This window comes from Paenibacillus sp. strain BS8-2, from assembly GCF_054483835.1.
The window spans coordinates 1,124,173-1,146,252 of sequence record NZ_CM137010.1 but is presented as its reverse complement, the minus strand read 5'-3'; the positions used below and the strand labels follow the sequence as shown (position 1 = coordinate 1,146,252).

Here is a 22,080-nt window from a genome sequence, read left to right as displayed (position 1 = left end):
GAGGTCATACCTATGCAAGTTGTTAACGAAGAATTGGCTCAAAGTCTGAAAGGCCGCGATTTCTTGATGCTGGTCGATTTCAAGCAAGAGGAGCTGCGTTATCTCATTGATCTGGCGATCGATCTGAAGAAGAAACAGAAGGCTGGAGAGACACATCATATTCTCAAAGGCAAGACGCTTGGCATGATATTCGAAAAGTCGTCGACGCGCACACGCGTTTCGTTCGAAGTGGGGATGTACCAGCTGGGCGGACAAGGCTTGTTCTTAAGCGGCAACGATCTGCAGATTGGCCGTGGCGAGACGATCTGGGATACTGCTCAGACACTGTCGCGTTACCTGGACGGCATTATGATCCGCACATTTGCTCATCGCAAAGTGGTGGAGCTGGCGCGGGGTGCTACGATCCCTGTCATTAATGGATTGACGGACTTGTCCCATCCATGTCAAGCGCTGGCAGACTTCCAGACGATCTACGAGCAGAAGGGTCAACTGGAAGGTCTCAAGATTGCCTACATCGGCGACGGCAATAACATGGTGCATTCGCTTATGATGGGCGCGGCTAAACTCGGTATGCATATGTCAGTTGCTACGCCTGAGGGCTACGAGCCTGATTCGGATATTATCGAGCAGACGAAAGCTAACGCAGCGGAGACGGGCTCGCGTATTACCGTTTGCCGTGATCCGAAGGAAGCGGTTGATGGTGCGGACATTATCTATACGGACGTTTGGGCGAGCATGGGGCAAGAAGCCGAACAGAAGGAACGTGAGATTGCCTTCAAGAAATACCAAGTGAACGATGAACTTGTGAAATACGCGAGCAAAGATTATTTGTTCATGCACTGCTTGCCTGCGCATCGCGGCGAAGAAGTGAGCGAGAGCGTCATTGACGGCGGGCAATCGATTATATTTGACCAGGCGGAGAACCGTCTCCATGCGCAGAAGGCGATCATGGCGGCTATTATGTCTTAATTCATAAACTACACTTAATGATCAAAGGGGAGTAAGAGAACGATGGCGAAGGAAAAAATCGTACTGGCCTATTCTGGCGGTCTGGATACATCCGTTATTCTGAAATGGCTGAAGGAAACCTACGACGCGGAAATCATCGCGTTCACGGCGGACATCGGGCAGAAGGACGAACTTGACGGCTTGGAGGCTAAAGCGCTGGCTACTGGCGCTTCCAAAGTATATATCGACGATCTGCGCGAAGAATTCGCGAAGGACTTCATCTATCCGATGTTCCAAGCGGGTACGCTGTACGAAGGTCAATATCTGCTCGGCACTTCCATTGCGCGTCCGCTGATCGCGAAACGTATGGTGGATATCGCACGTGCAGAAGGCGCAACGGCAATCGCGCACGGCGCAACGGGCAAAGGCAACGACCAGGTTCGTTTCGAGCTGACGGCTGCTGCTTTGGCTCCCGAGATCGGCGTTATCGCGCCTTGGCGTCTTGAGGCATTCCGCGAGCAATTCCCTGGTCGTGCAGAGATGATCGCATATGCAGAGAAACATGGCATTCCGGTAACGGCATCAGCGGCGAAGCCGTATTCGACGGATCGCAACCTGCTGCACATCAGCTTCGAGAGCGGCATGCTGGAGGATCCTTGGTTTGATCCGAGCGCGGAAGAAAACGAAGAAATGTATGTGCTAAGCGTGTCCCCGGAGCGCGCTCCGGATCAAGCTGAATATGTGGAGCTGACATTCGAGCAAGGCGATTGTGTTGCGCTAAACGGTGAAACGCTAAGCCCGCTTGAAGTGATGGAGAAGCTGAATGAACTGGGCGGCAAGCACGGTATCGGTCGTGTAGACATGGTCGAGAACCGGTTTGTCGGCATGAAGAGCCGCGGTGTCTATGAGACGCCGGGCGGCACGATCCTCTTCACGGCTCACCGCAAGATGGAGTCGCTCACGATGGACCGCGAAGTGATGCATCTTCGCGACTCCCTGATCGCGAAATACAGTCAGCTTGTGTACAACGGCTTCTGGTTCGCGCCTGAGCGTCTTGCTCTGCAAGCACTAGTGACTGAATCGCAGCAGAACGTTAGCGGTGTTGTACGTTTGAAGCTGTACAAAGGCAATGTGATCGGCGCTGGCGTCAAGAGCCCTGTCAGCCTGTACAATCCGGATATCGCGACGATGGAAGCTGATCCGTCCCAGGCGTATGATCAAGGCGACGCGACAGGCTTCATCCGCTTGAACGCGCTGCGTCTAAAGGTATCCTCTGGCGTAGAGCAGAACAAGGGCGAATAAAGCGGGTTGCCGCTTACGATTGGAAGGGAGTCTGAGATACACATGAGTAAGCTTTGGGGTGGACGATTCACAAAGAAAACGGATCAGCTGGTAGAGGAATATACAGCTTCGATCATGTTCGATAAAGAGCTCGCAGAAGAGGATATTCAAGGCAGCCTCGCGCATGTCACGATGTTAGGCAAACAAGGCATCTTGCCTGCGGATGATGTGGAGAAGATCAAGGACGGTCTTCACCGCGTCCTTCAGCGCATCAAGCGCGATGATATCGAATTCTCCATCGGCGATGAAGATATTCATATGAACATCGAGAAAACGCTGATCGATGATGTTGGCACGGTAGGCGGCAAGCTTCATACCGGCCGCAGTCGTAACGACCAAGTCGCAACGGATATGCATCTGTGGCTCCGTAAGCGCGTGGTTGAGTTTGTCGACATGCTGCACAAGCTGCAATCGGCTCTTGTCGAGCAGGCAAAGGCTAACACGGACACGATCGTGCCGGGTTATACACATCTGCAGCGTGCGCAGCCAATCCTTTTCGCCCATCATTTGATGGCCTATGTGTCTATGTTCGGACGGGATATCGAGCGTCTGCAGGACAGCTACAAGCGTATTAATGTATTGCCGCTTGGCGCTGGTGCACTGGCAGGTACGACATTCCCGATCGACCGTCATTTCGTGGCGAGTCAATTGAAGTTTGATCGCGTATACGAGAATAGCCTTGATGCTGTAAGCGACCGCGACTTCATCCTGGAGTTCTTGTCGCATGCTTCGATCATCATGATGCATCTGTCGCGTCTTAGCGAAGAGCTTATCCTATGGTCGAGCACAGAATTCAGATTTGTGGAGCTGGATGACGCATTCTGCACGGGCAGCAGCATTATGCCGCAGAAAAAAAATCCGGACGTGCCGGAGCTTGTGCGCGGCAAGACGGGACGCGTTTATGGTAATCTGGTCGGCTTGCTAACGGTATTGAAGTCGCTTCCGCTAGCGTACAACAAAGATATGCAGGAAGACAAAGAAGGTATGTTCGATACCGTGAAGACGCTGCAGGGCGCCCTTCAGCTGTTCGCCCCGATGATCGCTACGATGAAGGTGAACAAGGAGCAGATGCGTCAAGCCGTCAATAAGGACTTCTCCAACGCTACCGATATCGCAGACTTCCTCGTGGGCAAGGGACTTCCGTTCCGTCAAGCTCATGAGGTAATCGGTAAGACCGTGTTGTATTGCATCCAGCAGAACAAATATTTGCTTGATTTGACGCTGGATGAATTCAAGCAATTCTCGACACTATTCGACGACCGTATCTACGCGGTGCTTCAGCCGGAGCAAGTAGTTAATGCACGTAATGTTTACGGCGGCACAGCGAAGTCGCAGGTCGAAGACGCAATCGGTCGTGCCGATGCGTCGCTCGCGGAGACGGCAGCATGGATTGTCGAATATGTAGAGCGCAGCAGATAATCGCCTCGTAATGAATACCCAAAGAGCCCTCGCCTTGGAGAACAAGGGAGGGCTCTTTGACGTTCAACGTCACCGCGATACTGGTTGCACAGGCTCCTACAGTCCATCCTCTACGATGGACTCATCGGAGTCTGGCGCAGCGCTCGGTGATGGCGTGGCGGACGGCGAAGAAGGACCAATCTCAATGATCGTTGGCTGCGCGCGGTACGTATCGCGTGACACACGCTCGCGGGAAACCGTCACGCCGTTTTCGACTAATGAGCGGAATGTCTCCACCACATATCCTGCTTTCCCCGTTTCGACGATGCGCTGTTGGCCGACTGCAAGCCCATTGTTGACCACCTGCTGTGCTCCTGGCTCTATCGTCTTGAGTGTGACCGATTCGATGTCGTAGCTTATGTTATCCGGCATTGTACCGAACAGCTTAACGGTGAGCTTGCGATTCTCCACGACGGTACGAATGATGAGATGTTTGCCCGTCGAGTTACGGAATTTGAAGTCGATGGCATCCGTCGCATACGTGGCATCTTGCCCGACAGGGAGATAAGCGACGGGCAGCGAGTGGTTGCGACGTTCTACGATTTCGAGCCCTGCCCGCAGGATAGCTTGGTATAGTGTACTGGACACTTGGCATATTCCGCCGCCGATACCGGGTACCAGCTTGCCATTCAGAATAACGGGGGCTTCCCGGTACTCATGTTCCTTCTCTGCATGCTCGATCAGCTTGGCATACGAGAACACCTCTCCGGGGGCCAAATGCCAGTCGTTCAATGATTGCGCGGTTACGGTCACGTTATGTGCGCGCCCTTCGGCACTTGTAGCGAAGTCGGTCGAGAACGACATAATGAGTCGATCGATCCCCTCGTCTTGCAGCTTCTCAAGTGTCACCTCGGGATGAATGACCTTTAGAGGCAATTCGGCTTTGAAGCTCGCCAGATTGCCCCGTACCTCGCTTCCGATTTCCTCGGCATCCAGCACAGCCCATTCGTCGACCGCAGTAGACAATCCTCCGAAATCAGGCTGATACGCATCCTTATGCGGCGTATACGCCACTTTGTCATCGGTTGTTATCGTTCTTGTTGCATCTTTAGGTTCGCCTTTTTCCATCCAACTCCACTGTTTGCGTAACGCCGCTTCGAAGGTATCCCGGGTCCAGCTTTGCGACAGTGTGAAGGACTTGGGGAAGTGATAGCGGTAGCGAGCCCGTTCCCACACATTTCCTTCCTCGAGCTCCCGTATCGAAAGTTTGGCTTCATCGAATTCTGCACGGTATCCGAGCTCGGAGAGCTTCCAGCTCTTGCTGTCTGAAGCGGGCTCTCCTGCAGTGACCGTAATCGTACGCTCCAGCAACGATTGTTCGTAGCGAGTAAGAAGGGTCACCGCCTCGTCGATCTTCATCCCGCCTAACGGTATGCTGCCTACGGTGACCCCGCTGGGGACGGTATCACGGTTTGCGTAGTTCCAGATCATGACGCCTGCGGCGGCAGCGCCCAGAAGGATGACAATGAGAAGTGAGACCAGTGTAATACGCAGCCTGTTCATCGGTTTTGTTCACCTTTCTTCTTTATCATCATTTGCTGCGTCCAGACGGTCCGAACGACCGCTGGCATACAACATCTACATCGTTCAATGTATATGCAGGTTATAGTCTTATTTTTCCAAATGAATGAGGACGCGACAAACATCAATCTGGCAGGCAGTACGGCAATGGACTTTTTTGCTTATTCGACAAAAGTCTGAAACATTAGAAAAGTGAAAAAAGAGGAAATGAGGCTGCTATTGAAGGAATTAGCCGCAAGCTGTCGAAATCATAATATTGACTACATACAGGATGTGATAACGTGATCGAAATGCACGACATATGGAAAACGTACACAGATGGGACGCATGCGCTTCGCGGTGTTTCAGTTCGAATAGATCGTAATGAATTCGTGTACCTTGTAGGGCCCTCCGGCGCCGGCAAATCTACGTTCATGAAGCTAATCTATCGGGAGGAAGTTCCGACCAAAGGGCAGATTTCGGTCAACGGATTCAATATCGGCAAACTCAAGCCGCGCAAAATACCATTTGTAAGACGGAATATCGGCGTCATCTTCCAGGATTTCCGCCTGCTTCCGAAGCTTACGGTGTACGAGAACGTTGCTTTCGCAATGGAAGTGATTGAAGCGCCTCGCAGAATTATCAAGAAACGCACCATGGAGGTGCTGGAGCTAGTCGGTCTGAAGCACAAACATGGCAGCTTACCTTCACAGCTCTCCGGCGGCGAACAGCAAAGGGTGTCGATTGCCCGGGCAATAGTGAACAATCCGTCGGTTATTGTTGCGGACGAACCTACGGGCAACCTGGATCCAGAAACGTCGCTCGGTATCATGAATTTGCTCGAAGAAATCAACTTCCGCGGCTCCACAATCGTCATGGCCACCCATAACAAAGATATCGTCAACAGCATGCGCAAGCGGGTCATCGCCATCGAGAACGGCAATATCGTTCGGGATGAGGCGAGAGGGGAGTACGGCTATGAAACTTAGTACGCTGCTGCGCCACATCCGGGAAGGCTCCAAAAACATCATCAGAAACGGCTGGATGTCCTTTGCCTCCATGAGCTCGATCTTTATCTCGCTTTTTATACTTGGCATCTTCATCTTACTGGCGGTAAACGTCAATTCCATGGCGGATCAGATTGAGAGCAGGGTTCAGATTAGGGTGTTCCTGCAGACGAACGTCGAGCAAGCCAAGGTGACGGAGCTGCAGAACAAGATTGGCAACATACAAGAAGTCAGCAAAGTGACGTTCGTCTCCAAAGAAGAGGGACTTACGATCCTTCGTGAGGCGATGGGCGAGGAGAATGGCGACTGGCTGGAAGGCTACAACAACGAGAATAATCCGTTGCCGGTGTCGTTCACTGTCGAAGTGTACGATCCGCAGAAGGTCGACGAAGTCGCAGCGACAATTCAAGCCATCAATACCACGGATGAAACGCAACCGATTTTCAGAATCAAATATGGTCAAGGCACTGTAGAAACGTTGTTCAAAATAACAAATGCCGTTCGAAATATTGGTTTTGTTCTCGTTATCGGATTAGGTGTGACGGCGATGCTGTTGATTTCCAACACGATCAAGATGACCATCATCAACCGTCGCAGAGAGATTGGTATTATGAAGCTGGTTGGCGCGACGAATGCGTTTATCCGCTGGCCGTTTTTTGTCGAAGGGGCGCTTATCGGGTTTGTTAGTTCCGCAGTAACGACAGCTGCCGTATTAGTCTGCTATTCCCAGATCATTCAATTGACTCAGCTGGATATGTCGCTCATGTTGATCTCGCTTGTGCCGATGAAAGAAATCGGATGGCTGACAGCGGGGTTGATTCTGACGATTGGCACGGTCATCGGGATTTGGGGCAGCACCATTTCGGTACGCAAGTATTTGAAAGTGTAGGTGAATCTTGTATATGAAGAAGGCAGGAGCATGGCTGATCGTTGCAGCGTTGTTATCGGTATTTATTTTTCAGCCCGCCGGCAAGGACGGACAGATAGAGGCTGCATCCTTATCGCAGATTGAACGGGACATCGCAGCTGCCAATGCGCAGATCAAGGAAGCAGAGCGGACCGCGGCGAATGCGGCTAAGCAGGCCAATAATGCCGAACATCAGAAAAACGATCTGAACGTGAAGAAGTCCGATCTTCAGAAGGAGATCACCAGCCTGATGGCTACTATCGAGAAGGTAGCTGTTGAGAAGCAGAAGACCCAAGAGAAGGTTGATGCGAAGGAGGCTGAGCTTGTACAAGCTGGCGTCGTGCTGGATGAAGTTCAAGCCCGCATTGTCAAACGTGAAGCTTTGTTAGAATCCCGTATGCGTCTTATGTATACGAACGGCTTCGTTTCCTATATGGACGTGCTGTTGAGCGCGAACAGCTTTAGTGATTTCCTGGATCGTTTCGACGCGCTTCAAACGATTCTTAATTCGGATCGCGATACGTTAGATGCGCATAAGAAGGATAAGGAGCTTGCGGAGACACAGAAAGCGGAGATTGAGAAGCAATACGCCGATATTCAAGCGTTGTTCCACGAGCTTGAGCTCCAGCAGGTTGATCTAGCCAAGAAGGAAGCGGAGAAGGAAGTGCTGATTGCCAGCTACAATGCCAATCTACAGGAGCTGGATGATACCTTGCATCAATTGGAGGAAATCAGCGAGGAGCAGGAGAAGCTGCTCATCGCGCTCGCGGCGAAGAAGTCCAAGCTGGTAGCGGAGAAGAACCGGATCCAGAATCCATACTCAGGCGGCAAGCTTGGTATGCCGATCGATCAAGGATACCGGGTAACGTCAAACTTCGGAACGCGGGTTCATCCCATCACAGGCAAAAAACATACACATACAGGCATTGACTTCGGTGCTCCGTCAGGCACGCCGATCTACGCGGCTGAGTCCGGTGTTGTCATCATATCCCAGGTATGGAGCACATACGGCAACTGTATCGTAATCGACCATGGCAATGGATTGTGGACGTTGTATGCGCATATCCGCAATGGAGGTCTGCTGGTTGATGAAGGCGACAAAGTTAGCAAAGGCGACAAAATTGCACTGGTAGGCAGCACGGGCAACTCCACGGGGCCGCATCTGCATTTTGAAGTGCGCAAAAACGAAGTGCCGGTTAATCCGGGCGGGTATCTGAAATAGTGAATTCCATAGCATCACGATGACTAGTGGCAGCCCGAGCAATAGGGCTGCCCTTGTTGGTGTGCCACGCATGGCGATTAACTAGGCGGTGAAAGTCCGCTGTGGGGGTTTGTAGTCACCAACCACTAGCCAAGAGCAAGGGTGTCCACCGTGAGGTGGAATCTGAAGGAAGCTGGAGGCAAAATTCCGACCCGAGGAACACGAACATCATAAGGCACAGGATATGGGATGAGCTTGCCAAACAAAGCGAAATCCAATGAACTACACGGACATGCCAGTGTAGATGGTGCGGGTGCATGGAAGGAAAGTGAATCGTCTTACCGTGGGAGGTCTCATGGACGTGAAGAGATATTAGCTTCGAATCACGGTTGAAACAAGATTTATCATGAGAAGTCAGCAGACGCCATAGTACCTCCTGCCGTCGACAGCAGGGGGGAAGGGCTGAATCTTAGGAGGTGATCGTCAATGAAAGCTACCAATACAGGAGCCAAGGGCAGCCAACTTCCAATGGAAGGCTCGCCGCAGAAGAATAGTGCGGAACACGAAGGATATGCGGGAGTGCACATTCCTGAGAGGATAGCCGAAACGGATGACACCAACGCAATCGAGTCGGAGAAGAGACTTCTTGAGAAGATCGTGAGCCGCGAAAACCTGAACGAAGCGTTCAAACGAGTAAAGGCAAACAAAGGCTCTCATGGAATCGATGGGATGACAGTAGATGCACTTCTACAATATCTCAAAGAAAATGGAGAGAAAATCAAGCAGTCTATTCTGGACGGAACGCATCGTCCGAATCCCGTTCGCAGGGTAGAGATACCGAAGGAGAACGGAAAGAAGAGAAATCTAGGCATACCGACCGTAGTGGACCGAGTCATCCAGCAAGCGATTGCCCAGGTGCTAACGCCGATCTACGAAAAGCAATTCTCGGATAACAGTTATGGATTTCGACCAAAGCGAAGTGCACACCATGCCATTCGGAAGAGTCAAGCCAACATCGACGAGGGCTACAAGTATGTAGTAGATATGGATTTGGAGAAATACTTCGACACGGTAAATCAAAGTAAGTTAATTGAAGTATTGTCCAGAACGATCAAAGATGGACGAGTCATCTCGCTCATCCACAAATACTTAAAAGCAGGAGTCGTAGTCAAACACAAATTCGAGGAAACAGAAATCGGCGTGCCCCAGGGTGGCAACCTGAGTCCAATACTTAGCAACATCATGCTGAACGAACTGGATAAGGAACTGGAGAACAGAGGACACCGATTCGTGCGCTATGCAGACGATCTGCTGATCTTCTGCAAAAGCAGGAAAAGCGCCGAGCGCTCTCTAACGAACATACTTCCCTTCATCGAAGGGAAGCTATTCCTTAGAGTAAATCGGGAGAAAACGGTCGTGGATGAGGTGGGAAAGGTTAAATTCCTTGGCTTCTCGTTCTATCGGTATAAAGGTCAAGCGAGGGTCAGAATACATCCGAAAGCCATTGCCAAGATGAAAGTGAAAATTAAAGAGCTGACGTCGAGAAGCAACGGAATGGGGAATGAGGTCCGTGCGATGAAGCTTAAACGCTATATTATGGGGTGGATCAACTACTTCAAGATAGCGGATATGAAGTCGCTACTCAAAACGACGGATGAATGGATGAGAAGACGGATTCGCATGATCTACTGGAAACAATGGAAGCGAATCAGGACAAAATTCGATCGACTGAAATCATTCGGCATCCTCGAACAGAAGGCATGGGAATACGCAAACACAAGAAAGAGCTATTGGAGAACCTCCAACAGCCCTATCCTTTCCAAATCCCTTAACAACTCCACTATAAATGCTCTAGGTTTCCTCTTCTTTTCTGATTATTATCGACAAGTTACTGCGCAGTCCTAATGGAACCGCCGTATACCGAACGGTACGTACGGTGGTGTGGGAGGTCGGCTACTCAAATAATGAGTAGCCTCCTACCCGATTCGAGATTTGTAATAGATTGAACTCCTGTTTACTGACTAGGATGTAAATAATTGTGTCCTGCTTGTCATATAATAGGGGGGCCGTCACAAACGGGAAATCGATAAGGTGGTGTACCGGGTGTACTTTAAAGGAAGAACCGTATTTACGTTCGTGCTGCTCACGTTGATCGCATCCGTGCTCGTCACGTTAACGGTTGCCGATAAGCTTATTAGTCCAGCTTCGGGCAGCAAGGCAGTTATTGCTGCGGCAGCGGATAATAACGGGGCCCCCGGCTTGAGTAAAGAGGAGCTGGCCAAGCTTAACGCTGTGCTGGAGCTGATCGAAACCCGCTATTATGAAAAGGTGGAACGCGATGAGCTGTTAGACGGAGCTGTCAGCGGTATGATGGAAGCGTTGGATGATCCTTATTCCGTCTATATGGAGAAGGATGACGCGCTGCATTTCTCGGAGTCGATCGAAGGTTCGTTTACGGGAATCGGTGCGGAAGTTACTGCTGAGAACGGCAGCATCATTGTCGTATCTCCCATCAAAGGCTCCCCCGCGGAGAAATCGGGCTTGCTAGCCAAGGATGTGCTTATCTCTGTTAATGGTGAGAGCTTGGCGGGTCTCAACCTGCAACAGGCGGTAGGGAAGATCAGAGGACCCAAAGGCACCAAAGCCAAAATAATGGTCAAACGCGGCGGCGTTGCCGAACCGATTCAGGTCGTTCTGATCCGCGACGATATCGATATGGAGACGGTATACAGCACGCTTCGTCCAGATGGCGTTGGGGTAATCGAGATCAGACAATTCTCGCTTAACACGGCCAAGCGGTTCGAAGAGGAGCTTCAGAAGCTGGAGCAAGGTGGAATGACCGGTCTGGTACTCGATGTGCGCAACAATCCCGGCGGCGTCTTGCCAATCGTCGTTGAGATGTCGCAGCTGTTGATGAAGGAAGGCACTACCGTTGTTCAAGTGGAGGATCGTGACGGTGAGCGCGACAAAACGTTGGCCAAAGGTGGAGAAGCCAAGACTTACCCCATCGCGGTACTAACCAACAAGGGCAGCGCAAGCGCATCCGAGATTCTGGCTGGTGCCTTGCAAGAAGCAGCCGGTGCGACCGTGGTCGGCGAGCAATCGTTCGGCAAGGGCACTGTGCAGGTAAGCTACAATAAGGCGCTGGGAGATGGCAGCCTGGTCAAGATGACGATTGCCAAGTGGCTGACGCCAAACGGCAATTGGATTCATGAGAAAGGGATCAAGCCGGATATCGAGATCAATCCGCCAGACCTGTATACGGTAGCGAGAATTTCGTCTCAAGAAACGCTGAAGCCGGACACGTTAAGCGAGGCTGTACGAAGTGCGCAAGTCATGCTGCATGGTCTAGGTTACGAGCCGAAACGCGAGGACGGCTACTACGGTGAAGAAACGACAGCAGCTGTCCGTCAATTCCAGACTGATAATGGATTGCAAGTCACAGGCGAGATTGATGCCAAGACAGTCCAGTCGCTTGAGCAGGCGGTTATCAAGTGGATCCAGAATAAGGACCATGACACACAGCTTCTGGAAGCGATCAAAGTCGTAAGCAGGAAATAACGATTGGCATGTCGAAATAATTAAAGGCCGGTTTCGCTCAGGCGAAGCTGGCCTTTTACTTTTGTAAGACGCGAGGAGTGGATGCTTTGGAGACGGCTCGTGAAATGGCGGGAATGTTAGGTGAGGCGGCGTTGCAGCTTGTCTCAGCACCTTTTTATTATATGGCGATATTGTTTATTATTCTTCAATATACGAGACAAATGAGGTTGGAGAGACAGCTGTTTGCGGTCAAGCTGCGGGATTGGAAGGGGCTTGCCCTCCGAGCGGTGGGTACGGGGTTGCTTGTTGGTCTGGGCTTATCCATCGTTGCCGCCTTTATTGGCGCGTCGCTCTCTCCTTCGGCCGTCTTATGGCTGTGGGCTGTGGCCGCTCTGCTTATGCTGGTGCGCATTCGTTATCTTTGTTTCGCTTATAGCGCCGGGATCATTACGCTGCTGCAATGGATCATAGATTTTACGCCGCTTTCTGAGCGCGCGGACTGGCTCGGCACAATGGCTGCCTCACTAGAGCGGATCGATGCGGCAGGATTGCTGCTGCTTGTAGCACTGCTCCATCTGGCGGAGGCGCTGCTAGTTAGAATGCAAGGCGACAAACTCTCTACGCCATTATTCTTGGAAGGCAAGCGCGGCAAGCTAGTTGGGGGCTACATGCTGCAGGGCTTCTGGCCGGTACCATTGCTGCTGCTTGTTCCCGTAAGCTCGGAAGCGGGAGGCGTCGGGGCTTCAGCAGCCACCTTGCCATGGTCGTCGCTATTGAGCGGCGCTTGGTCGGGAGGGTGGACGTTTGTCGCTTTGCCGATGATTATCGGTTTTACCGAAATGACGAGATCGATGCTGCCCGAAGCTAAGGCAAGGCATGCTGCTAAGGGATTGACCTTGTACAGCATCGTGCTGGGTGCTGCGGCGCTTGCCGCATGGTGGCAGCCTTTCTTGCTTCCTGTCGCCGCGATCGTTGCGATCTTGTTGCACGAAGCGCTTGTATGGCGCAGTGCGGCGGTCGAAGCGAGGCGCGAACCGTTGTACGTCAACGATGCACGCGGTCTTCGTATTTTGGGTATCGTACCTGGGACGCCGGCAGAAGCCATGGGACTGAGCGTGGGAGAAGTGCTTTATAAGGCGAATGGCGTACGCGTATCGACCAAAGAAGATCTTTATGTGGCACTCGCAACCAATTCGGCATTTTGCAAGCTGGAGGTCTTAACCGTTGGCGGAGAGCCCAAGTTCGCTCAGCGCGCACGTTACGCAGGGGAGCATCATCAGCTAGGCGTTATACTTGCGCCGGACGAACAAGCGAACTTCTATGCGGCGGACGGTGCATCCTCGCTGCTGGAGCTGCTGAGGGGTCGCAGGGCATCCAACCGCAGAGGAGGATCCCGATCTGATGTCAGCGGAGAAGAACGGGTGCAAGCGTAGTTGTTACAAGTAAGGGAATTAGGATTATCACAACAAAAAAAGCTGTTCCTGGCCTCGTGGCCTGGGAACAGCTTTTTTTTGTCGTTGTTGGATAGCGTTATTCTAATTGAATTGTAGGCATTCCAAGTCAGAGATTAGGACGTTTTCCGTTTATTTCTTACGCGCATATAGATGCCGAATGCGATGAAAGCCGCGCCGATCAGGTAGAGCAGCATGTAGCTGTCTTGGCCCGTTTTCGGCAGATTGCTTACATCCGGCGTACCATCGATGCCGCCGCGAGGAACTTCCTCGACTTCGATGTCGAACCAGAATTCTTCTTCATTGCCGTCTTCGTCTCTTACGACGATGGAGAACTTATCTTTGCCTGTATATCCTGGGTTCGGCGTATACGTAGCTTTGCCGTCCGGCGTAACGACGACCGTTCCGTGTTTCGGCGGTGTGCCTGGTACGGTTGTTCCGCCCTTCGGTACTTCTACTTCGATGTCGATCGGCGTGTCTTCCGGAATCGTTTCCGTTACGGATGTCGAAGTTGGCGACGGTGTCGTTGTAGGCTTCGGCGTCGATACTCCTGGTACCGGTGTTGGAGTCGGTGCAGGTGTGCCGCTAGGCGTTTCCGTCTCTGTTGTAGGTGTTGGAGTCGGCGTCGGGAATACCGGCGCAATATAATAATAGCCTTGGTCGATCGTCAGATCGCGCCACACTGCTGGCCCTGCCGGTCCAATCGCGATACTTGCAGTAAAGCTTTCGAGCGTTGGATTGGAGTCCAAGTCGTCGCTTACGCCATCCGCCCCTTGCTTGGTCGGAATGTAATAAAGCGGATTAATGAATCTCACGAAGTAGTTTCCTGCCACCAAATGGTCGAACAAATAATATCCTTGCTTACCATCTTTGTTGGCTGTGACTGTAGTAGCTATCAAAGATCTGGAAGCATTGTACAGTTCCACGACTACGCCATTCATGCCGAAATCTACTTCGTCTTGACGGCCGTCGTAATCGGCATCATGCCACACATAATCGCCGATAGCGCCTTTGCGTACAATACCGAAGTCGATCGTGTGATCATGCCAGCCCTTTGGAGCTGCTGCGCCAATTGTAATGGCAACGGTTTTGTTGAATGCGTTAATCCGGTTCGAGTCTAGCTCGTCCGCGCCAACGCCGCTGCCTTGCTCTGCGGCTGTCGTTTCATGATTGCTGTCGAACACGATCTCGACATAATAATTGCCGCTTGCAAGATTGTCGAACAGGTAGTAGCCCGCCTTGCCGTCTGGACCATTTGCTGTAACCGTCTCCGCGTATACGGGACCGGTTGAGCTGTTTTTGTACAGTCGTAACGTTATGTCGTTCAAACCGGCCTCAGAAGCATCCTGGATGCCGTTGCGGTTCGTATCGAACCATACGTAGTTGCCGATCGAACCTTGTGCGATTAGACCTAGGTCGATGCTCGGATTAACCCAGCCGAACGGGGTGGCCGTCTCGCTGATGACGATGGCATTGGAGATATTCGCTGCATTCGTCTCATTGGAGCCCGTTGCGGAATCATTGTCAGTCTCTTCTGCGGTTTTCTCGTATTCAACCGGGAACTCGAACTCGACGAAGTAAGTACCCTGCGGCAGCTCCGTAAAGTTGTAATAGCCCGGATTGCCTCCCTCATCACTGGTTGTGTCGGTTCTGAACGGCGTACCTGTAGGCGTATCTCTATACAGGTTAACCGTTACGCCGTTGATGCCGTGCATAGGATCTTCGTCCTGAATGCCGTTCCGATTGCGGTCATGCCAGACATAGTTGCCAATCGCACCTTTGCCTGCAAAGCCCAAGTCAATCGTCAGATCAGTCCAGCCGGAAGGGCCGATCGGAATAGAATCGATGGTTCTGCCTTGGCTTACTCCGGATTCGTAAATCTCGTTGGAGTCAATGCCAGCATCACCGCCCTGCTCAGACTTCGCAAAGTCATAAATGGCTGGTGTCTCGAATTTGACATAATAATTGCCTTCCACTAGATGCTCAAAGAGGTATTCGCCGTCAACATCTGTTCTTGTCGTAGCTACTAGCGTTGTACCGTTGTACAGCTCAACAATTAGATTCTCAATGCCCGGCTCTCCTGAATCCTGGATGCCGTCATCGTTCGTATCGAACCAAACATAATTGCCGATGGAGCCTTTTCCTTGCAAGCCTAGATCGATCGTAGGATCGACCCAGTTGCCTGGTCCAATCGTAATGACGTTTGTTAATCCCGTTCCGTCGGTAAAGTTGGAATCTATTTCTTCGTCCGAGCCAACTTCGACCGTTGTTTTGTCATAACTTGACGGGACAAGGAATTGAACGTAATAGCTGCCGCCGGTCAAGTGGTCGAAATAGTAATAACCTGAGGTCGAAGCGGTAGGGTGGTTCGCTGTTGTTGTCCTCGAGATCTCCGTGCGTACTCCGCCGATCATTTTGAACAGGACGACCTCAATACCGTTAATGCCTGCTTCTTCTGCATCCTGCAAGCCATCCCGGTCGCGATCCAACCAAACGTAATTGCCGATGGCGCCTTTCGCGATCAAACCGAGATCGATTGTCAGATCTTCGAAATCATTGGCGCGATTAAGCGTAATGACATCTGTTTTGTTGCTGATCAATCCAATTGGGTTAGAATCGTTTACTGGATCACCCGGAACATTGGGAGATAGATCGTAGTCGTTCGGAACGACGAACTCTACGACATAATCTCCCGGTGCCAGCTCATCGAACAAATAATGACCAGGCTTTCCAGAGCCATCATTGGCCGTTGTCGTCGATTCTAATGCAACGGCTTCACCATCCCTGTACAATCTGACGGTTATGCCGTTAATACCCGTCTCAGCAGCATCCTGGATGCCGTCGCGATCAAGGTCGAGCCAAACGTAGTTGCCAATTACGCCTGTGTTGACGACGTTTTTGATGACGATTGTAGGCTGGGACGCCTGATTGACAACAACTTCGATAGGCGTTGCGTTAGGCTTGTAGCCGGTTGGCGCCGTTACCTCGATGATCTCGTAGACATCGTATTCGAGGTTCTCGAATGTTGCGATACCGTGTTCATCCGTTGTTACTAAGTAATTAGGGTCGGCTCCATACTTCGGCCTAATCTTGAACACAGCATTTTCCAGCTTGATGTTGTTATCGTCGGATGCTTGTTTCTCGATCGTGACTTCACCCAAATAATTGTAGCTTCCGCCTGTTGGGAACGAGAAGCCGGATGCCGAATATTTATTGATCGGGAACGTATGCTGAGAGGTTGTGCTCGTGACCGATGAACCCCATCCGCTCATACTGAATTGATTGGTAATGTTGTTGCCTGTACCCGCAGCTAGCAGCGAACGGTATACGAGCTTATAGGCCGCTTCATGATCGTCCGAATTGTCAATTTCCAGCGTAAACTTAAGGTGGCCTGGCGTTGCAGCCGATACGGGTAAGAACGCCAGATCATAGTCTGCGGGATCGACAAGGGTCAGTGTAAAGTGGCTATCCGCCGTTGGATTCGGAATCGTTGGTGTTGCTTTGTACAGCTTGAATTCATTCTGCAGTAACGTTTGATATTGATCCGGTGTATCCTCGATGAGAATATCGTTCAGGTGAGAACGGCTGCGGTTAATCCAGATCGACCACTCAACCAAACGTTTGAAAGCGGCATCGGGATGAATAAAGCTCTTGGTGATATACTCGTTACCAAACGAAGGCGTAACGCTTGCGGTCAAGGTAGCGCGATGCAGCGTATTGGCGCTCGAGAAGCTGGCTGTATTGTTAATCGTTGCTGGTACGAGATCGCCAACCATCGACGTCTTGAATGTGATGAGTTGCGGTCCGCTAATGGTTCCGGCGAACGTTACGCTAAGTACAGGATTCGTACCGGAGGTGTCGTATGCCACCGTATAGTCCGTATCTCTGACAAGCGTCGCACCATTGGAGAGTCCTCCGCCGGCCGCAAGATTCTGACGTCTGATTTGGATCGCGGCAGGATCAGAGATGTCGAACGATTGCCCTGCCTGCAGCGTATCGGTCACGACTGCCCCGGTAACGGTTTGTTCATTATGATAATTAAAAAGTACGTTCCAAGTTGTCGCTTTTGTTTGCGTATTGTATGAACCGTTTTTGTAGCCGTTATCCCGCGTGTAATTATTAGGCGTGATCGTATGGCCGGCGGACTGGCTGTCCGCACCATAACCAGTCAAGGCTACCCCTAAGGAATCCGTGATTTTGCCCCAGAAAAACTGTCCTGTGTTGGAGAAGCGATAATTGCTCGAGCTCCACGGGCTTCCGACAGCATAATCCTCATAGTCGAAATTTGTCTTGTATACGATTGTATGCTCCGTATTAAAGAGATAGCTGTCGTTAAACAAGATCGTGAAGCCCGTCTCTTGAGAGCCGGAGTAATTCGATGTCAGCGTATAGTCGCCGGCTGCACCTTCGACTAGAGGAGTAGGCGAGCCTTTGCGAGTAATCGCAAGAGAGCCGGGAATTAGACGAAGACCGCGATTGTTAAAGGTGTCAACCAGCCTAACTTTGTCAGTTCCCTCTTCTTCGAAGCGATATTCGTTTTTGTTAAGCTCAAGGGTCCAAGTCATCTCTTTGGCTGCGTAATCCGTGATGTTGCCGGACTTGTTAATAACCCGATGAATATAGGAGACGGTTGCGTTCTTGGTGCCCGTTGTTACGGTCGTGGTCAACGAGTTGCTTTTGTTGCCCGAATCGATGACGGGCGCAATGGCTTTGGCCTCGGTTGCGTATGCAATTTTATATGCTTTGTTGATCGTTCCGAGCAGCGTCAAATCAAAGGTGTCCTTGTCCGTCGCATTGCCGGAAGGGGTATTAGCAAGTGTGTAATCTGTTGTTTCGTCAAGTGTATCAAGCACGGTACCCGCAGATCCGTCCGGATTGATTGCCACCTGTTGAACAGTCATCGATCCAGGCACCAATTGATGCCCCGCTGGCAGCAGGTCGGTCAATACGGGATCGCTGTACTCAAATTCGCCGAAGTTGAACTGGAGCGACCACGTCGCGGTATGATTGTTCAGCGAGTCATACCCCGTTGACGTTTTTTCGATCGTCGAGCCGCGCTGAATGGTAACATTGGCGGAGGCGGTTGCTCGGGATGTAGCATCATCGAAGAGCGCGACATTGTTAGTGAGCGTAATGCCAGGATATTGTGGTATCGTCGCATCACTTTTCACATTGGACGTGTAGTAGATGCGATATGCATTTTTAAGAGTGCCGCTAAGACTTAAATCAACTGTGAAAACATTGGTTGCAGGCACGTAGCTCAACGTGTAGTCCGTGTCTTTAACCAGATCGATTCCCTCTGTAAAAGCACCTGTATGAAGGTCATAACTTAATGGAACGACTCTTAGGCTTGTTTCGTCGAGCGCAAGCTGGGACGGAAGCGTATCCGTTACGATAGCTTGGTTGATGGTGCCTAAGTTCTTGTTGAAATCAATGGACCAGTTCACTTTAGTTGTGTTAATTGCACGATCCCGGCTAACCATCGTTTTACTAATGTTAGGCGTCGGATTGCCGAAGCTAACCGGCAGTGTTACATCAATCTGGGCTGTTGCGCTCACTGGTATACGCACCAGGATTTCGTTATCCACGATAACGGTGGTTTCTTCTAGCCATGCATTGACTTGCATACCGCCCGATAACTGAAGCGGGCCGGTCTGAGCGGCAAAATGCATCGTGATCGTCTTGGTAGCTTGGTCTACATCGAACGTTCCTGCATTGCCGAGCGAAACGCCGGTCATGCTGCTGTCGAGCTTAAGCTGGGCAGGTAAAGCGATCGTGTATGTACCGCCATCATTGGCTATCGCGGCATCGATCTCCCACTCGTAAGCGAGCGTGAACGGGTATCCGCTAGCTCCGATCGAGGCTTCGAAATCATCGGTATAAACAGGCGAGGTCGAGCCGTTGTTAAGTACGGCCGCCCGCAAGCTGGCGCAACTTGCGTCCATTGAACCGAAACAACCTAATAGCTGTGATTCTGTAAAACTTTCGCCCTGCAGTAACAGCACCTTCTTAATGACGCTGTCCGGGACGGGAGCTGCAGACGTATGCTGCACCAATCCTCCCAGCTGAATCGTTTGGATGAGCAGCAGCATGGCCATAAGGAGAGCAATGCTCTTCTGGCGAAGCGTAATGCCATTGCCTCCTAGAGCTGGCATGCGGCTCAAACCGCGGAGCAGATCATGTTTCTTTTGGTGTCTGCTCGATCTGGTAACGTGCATAATGATCTTCATTCCTTTCAATGGATAAATGTAGCCGTGTTTCGAACCTCTTGATGTGTAGTATAATTCTATCAACTATATCCTTGATATGTAAGTCTTTTTTCCTCCTTTTTTGAACAAAAGCAAGTTCTATATGCCTAAATGTGTCGATTTTATGGAAAATTATAGACGATTATAGGGGAACTTCGAAATGGTACTGACAATGGCTACCAAAATATTTGGGACTTAAGTCTCTGATTTGATAGAGTGAAACTTCGGATTCCGAATCCATTTTCCACATTGCATCCCAGCACGCTTAACGTTATAATGAATGGGAACACACATTCTTATATGTGGACATTCGGATTGGAAGGACGCTGCGCGTTCATGTACGGGGCTGGAGGTGACGGCCGGGCTTCCATGTGGCAAGCTCGGCCGTTGCTGTTCTGGTCCCGTTCCTGTTGGAACAAGTACATTTTGACTATACTTTTTATATAGGGTTAGCAAGGGAGGAATGGATTCATGAGCGCTGCGCCGCAAGAGAAGGTATTTCAATTGAAATCGGACTATACGCCGCAAGGCGATCAGCCGGGGGCGATTACGAAGATTGTGGAAGGCGTAATGGCAGGCAAGCGGCATCAGACGCTGCTGGGGGCAACAGGGACGGGCAAGACCTATACCATTGCGAACGCTATTGCGGAGTTGAACCGTCCTACGCTTGTAATCGCGCACAACAAGACGCTCGCGGCACAACTATGCAGCGAGTTCAAGACCTTCTTTCCAGACAACGCGGTCGAATATTTCGTCAGCTATTACGATTATTATCAGCCGGAGGCTTACATTCCTTCTACGGATACCTTTATCGAAAAGGATTCCAGCATCAACGACGAAATCGATAAGCTGCGGCACTCCGCAACAAGTTCGTTGTTCGACCGCAGAGATGTCATCATCGTAGCCAGCGTATCGTGTATATACGGTCTCGGCTCTCCTTCGGAGTACGGAAGCCTTGTCCTCTCGCTCCGAGTGGGCATGGAGAAGTCCCGCGATGCCATACTTCGCAAGCTTGTAGATATTCAATATCCGCGCAATGATATCAGCTTTACACGGGGGACGTTCCGCGTTCGCGGAGACATCGTAGAGATATTCCCTGTCGCGAACAATGAACGGGCGATCCGGGTGGAGTTGTTCGGGGACGAAATCGAGCGGATTTCGGAAATCGATGTATTAACCGGCGAGATCGTCGGGGAGAGAGACCATGTCGCGATTTTCCCGGCCTCCCACTTCGTAACCCACGAAGAGACGATGAAGCGGGCGCTTGTGAACATCGAACGCGAGCTGGAGGAGCGCCTCGCCGAACTGCGAGAAGGGGGCAAGCTGCTGGAAGCCCAGAGGTTAGAGCAACGTACGCGCTACGATCTGGAGATGATGGCGGAGATGGGCTTCTGCTCCGGAATCGAGAACTACTCTGGTCCATTGACGTTCCGTGAGCGGGGTTCGACGCCGTACACCTTGATGGATTACTTCCCGGATGATTTCCTGGTTGTCATCGACGAGTCCCACGTATCCCTACCTCAGATCCGCGCCATGTTTAATGGTGACCGGGCACGTAAAGAAATGCTCGTCAATCATGGGTTCAGGCTGCCTTCCGCCATGGATAACAGACCACTGAAGTTTGAGGAATTTGAGGGGAAAGCCAAGCAGCTTATTTACGTTTCTGCCACACCTGGACCTTATGAACTGGAGCATTGCCCAACGATGATCGAGCAAATTATCCGGCCGACGGGACTCGTTGATCCCATCATCGACATGCGTCCGACAAAAGGGCAGATCGATGATTTGCTTCATGAAGCAAGGGAGCGGATCGCACGCGATGAACGTGTTCTTGTTACGACCCTGACGAAGAAGATGGCAGAAGATCTGACCGATTACTTGAAGGAAGTCGGCATTAAGGTGCGTTATCTTCATTCCGACATTAAGACGCTGGAACGGCTTGCGATCCTGCGGGATTTGCGGCTAGGCGTCTTCCATGTCCTTGTCGGAATCAACTTGCTTCGCGAAGGCTTGGATCTGCCGGAAGTTTCTTTGGTTACGATTCTGGATGCGGACAAGGAGGGGTTCCTCCGTTCGGACCGATCGCTGATTCAAACCATCGGTCGTGCCGCGCGTAATAGTGAGGGACGCGTCATTATGTATGCGGACAAAGTAACGGATTCCATGGATCGGGCGATGAAGGAAACGGAGCGCCGCCGTGCGATTCAGGTAGCCTATAACGAGAAACATGGCATCGAGCCGCAAACGATTCGCAAGCGGGTCCACGACGTCATCGAAGCAACGAAGGTTGCGGAACAGAAGTCGGATTATCTCACCGGCGCAGATTCGGGTAAGATGACGAAGAAGGAACGCGAGAAGGTTATACAGCGATTGGAAGCAGAAATGAAAGAGGCAGCGAAGAGTCTGCAGTTCGAACGTGCGGCGGAGCTTCGCGATGCGCTGCTTGAACTGCGCGCTGAGAATGGGTAGGAGGAGAATA

The 22,080-nt window shown here is 51.3% G+C and carries 12 protein-coding genes; 10 read left to right on the top strand and 2 right to left on the bottom strand.

Going from position 1 to position 22,080, the window contains the following annotated elements:
* Positions 1–12 precede the first annotated feature (12 nt).
* The 3 genes from argF to argH are packed head-to-tail and all read left to right on the top strand — an operon-like array spanning position 13 to position 3,708.
* Positions 13–969: an ornithine carbamoyltransferase gene (gene argF, locus ACX1C1_RS04965; protein ID WP_458956025.1), complete on the top strand. Its 957-nt coding sequence runs from the start codon at positions 13–15 to the stop codon at positions 967–969.
* 42 nt (positions 970–1,011) lie between these two features.
* Positions 1,012–2,250, top strand: coding sequence for an argininosuccinate synthase (locus ACX1C1_RS04960; RefSeq protein ID WP_458956024.1), 1,239 nt, complete (start codon positions 1,012–1,014; stop codon positions 2,248–2,250).
* Positions 2,251–2,292: 42 nt separating this feature from the next.
* Complete coding sequence (argH, locus tag ACX1C1_RS04955) at positions 2,293–3,708, top strand: argininosuccinate lyase (protein WP_458956023.1); 1,416 nt, start codon at positions 2,293–2,295, stop codon at positions 3,706–3,708.
* A 96-nt stretch (positions 3,709–3,804) separates the two neighbouring features.
* On the opposite strand, the gene ACX1C1_RS04950 is transcribed toward argH, so the two are convergent.
* A complete protein-coding gene (locus ACX1C1_RS04950; RefSeq protein ID WP_458956022.1) occupies positions 3,805–5,250 on the bottom strand; it encodes a VanW family protein in 1,446 nt (481 codons plus the stop codon).
* Positions 5,251–5,549: 299 nt separating this feature from the next.
* On the opposite strand from ACX1C1_RS04950, the gene ftsE reads away from it, so the two are divergent.
* The 6 genes from ftsE (at position 5,550) to ACX1C1_RS04920 (ending at position 13,335) form a co-directional block, all read left to right on the top strand.
* Entirely contained in the window at positions 5,550–6,236 is a 687-nt protein-coding gene (gene ftsE, locus ACX1C1_RS04945) for a cell division ATP-binding protein FtsE (RefSeq protein WP_458956021.1), read from the top strand.
* Positions 6,226–7,143, top strand: a complete 918-nt coding sequence (ftsX, locus tag ACX1C1_RS04940; protein ID WP_458956020.1) for a permease-like cell division protein FtsX — start codon at positions 6,226–6,228, stop codon at positions 7,141–7,143. Before ftsE ends, ftsX begins: the two co-directional genes overlap by 11 nt.
* Before the next feature lie 13 nt (positions 7,144–7,156).
* Positions 7,157–8,383 carry a murein hydrolase activator EnvC family protein gene (locus tag ACX1C1_RS04935; RefSeq protein WP_458956019.1) on the top strand — a complete coding sequence of 409 codons (1,227 nt, stop codon included), beginning with the start codon at positions 7,157–7,159 and terminating at the stop codon, positions 8,381–8,383.
* Between the two features lie 465 nt (positions 8,384–8,848).
* The gene (ltrA, locus tag ACX1C1_RS04930; protein WP_458955974.1) at positions 8,849–10,267 is read left to right on the top strand and encodes a group II intron reverse transcriptase/maturase; all 1,419 of its coding nucleotides are present in this window, start codon (positions 8,849–8,851) and stop codon (positions 10,265–10,267) included.
* A gap of 198 nt (positions 10,268–10,465) precedes the next feature.
* Positions 10,466–11,923, top strand: coding sequence for a S41 family peptidase (locus tag ACX1C1_RS04925; protein ID WP_458956018.1), 1,458 nt, complete (start codon positions 10,466–10,468; stop codon positions 11,921–11,923).
* Between the two features lie 86 nt (positions 11,924–12,009).
* Positions 12,010–13,335, top strand: a complete 1,326-nt coding sequence (locus tag ACX1C1_RS04920) for a serine protease (protein WP_458956017.1) — start codon at positions 12,010–12,012, stop codon at positions 13,333–13,335.
* A gap of 134 nt (positions 13,336–13,469) precedes the next feature.
* Here ACX1C1_RS04920 and ACX1C1_RS04915 read toward each other — a convergent pair whose 3' ends face one another.
* A complete protein-coding gene (locus ACX1C1_RS04915; RefSeq protein ID WP_458956016.1) occupies positions 13,470–19,571 on the bottom strand; it encodes an SdrD B-like domain-containing protein in 6,102 nt (2,033 codons plus the stop codon).
* 501 nt (positions 19,572–20,072) lie between these two features.
* On the opposite strand from ACX1C1_RS04915, the gene uvrB reads away from it, so the two are divergent.
* The gene (uvrB, locus tag ACX1C1_RS04910) at positions 20,073–22,070 is read left to right on the top strand and encodes an excinuclease ABC subunit UvrB (protein WP_458956015.1); all 1,998 of its coding nucleotides are present in this window, start codon (positions 20,073–20,075) and stop codon (positions 22,068–22,070) included.
* Positions 22,071–22,080: the final 10 nt, after the last annotated feature.

Bases quoted from the DNA above. Each gene is read 5' to 3' on its own strand.
- ftsX (WP_458956020.1), top strand. From the start codon at position 6,226: ATGAAACTTAGTACGCTGCTGCGCCACATCCGGGAAGGCTCCAAAAAC.
- argH (WP_458956023.1), top strand. From the start codon at position 2,293: ATGAGTAAGCTTTGGGGTGGACGATTCACAAAGAAAACGGATCAGCTG.
- ACX1C1_RS04915 (WP_458956016.1), bottom strand. From the start codon at position 19,571: ATGCACGTTACCAGATCGAGCAGACACCAAAAGAAACATGATCTGCTC.
- argF (WP_458956025.1), top strand. From the start codon at position 13: ATGCAAGTTGTTAACGAAGAATTGGCTCAAAGTCTGAAAGGCCGCGAT.
- ltrA (WP_458955974.1), top strand. From the start codon at position 8,849: ATGAAAGCTACCAATACAGGAGCCAAGGGCAGCCAACTTCCAATGGAA.
- ACX1C1_RS04960 (WP_458956024.1), top strand. From the start codon at position 1,012: ATGGCGAAGGAAAAAATCGTACTGGCCTATTCTGGCGGTCTGGATACA.
- ACX1C1_RS04935 (WP_458956019.1), top strand. From the start codon at position 7,157: ATGAAGAAGGCAGGAGCATGGCTGATCGTTGCAGCGTTGTTATCGGTA.
- ACX1C1_RS04950 (WP_458956022.1), bottom strand. From the start codon at position 5,250: ATGAACAGGCTGCGTATTACACTGGTCTCACTTCTCATTGTCATCCTT.
- uvrB (WP_458956015.1), top strand. From the start codon at position 20,073: ATGAGCGCTGCGCCGCAAGAGAAGGTATTTCAATTGAAATCGGACTAT.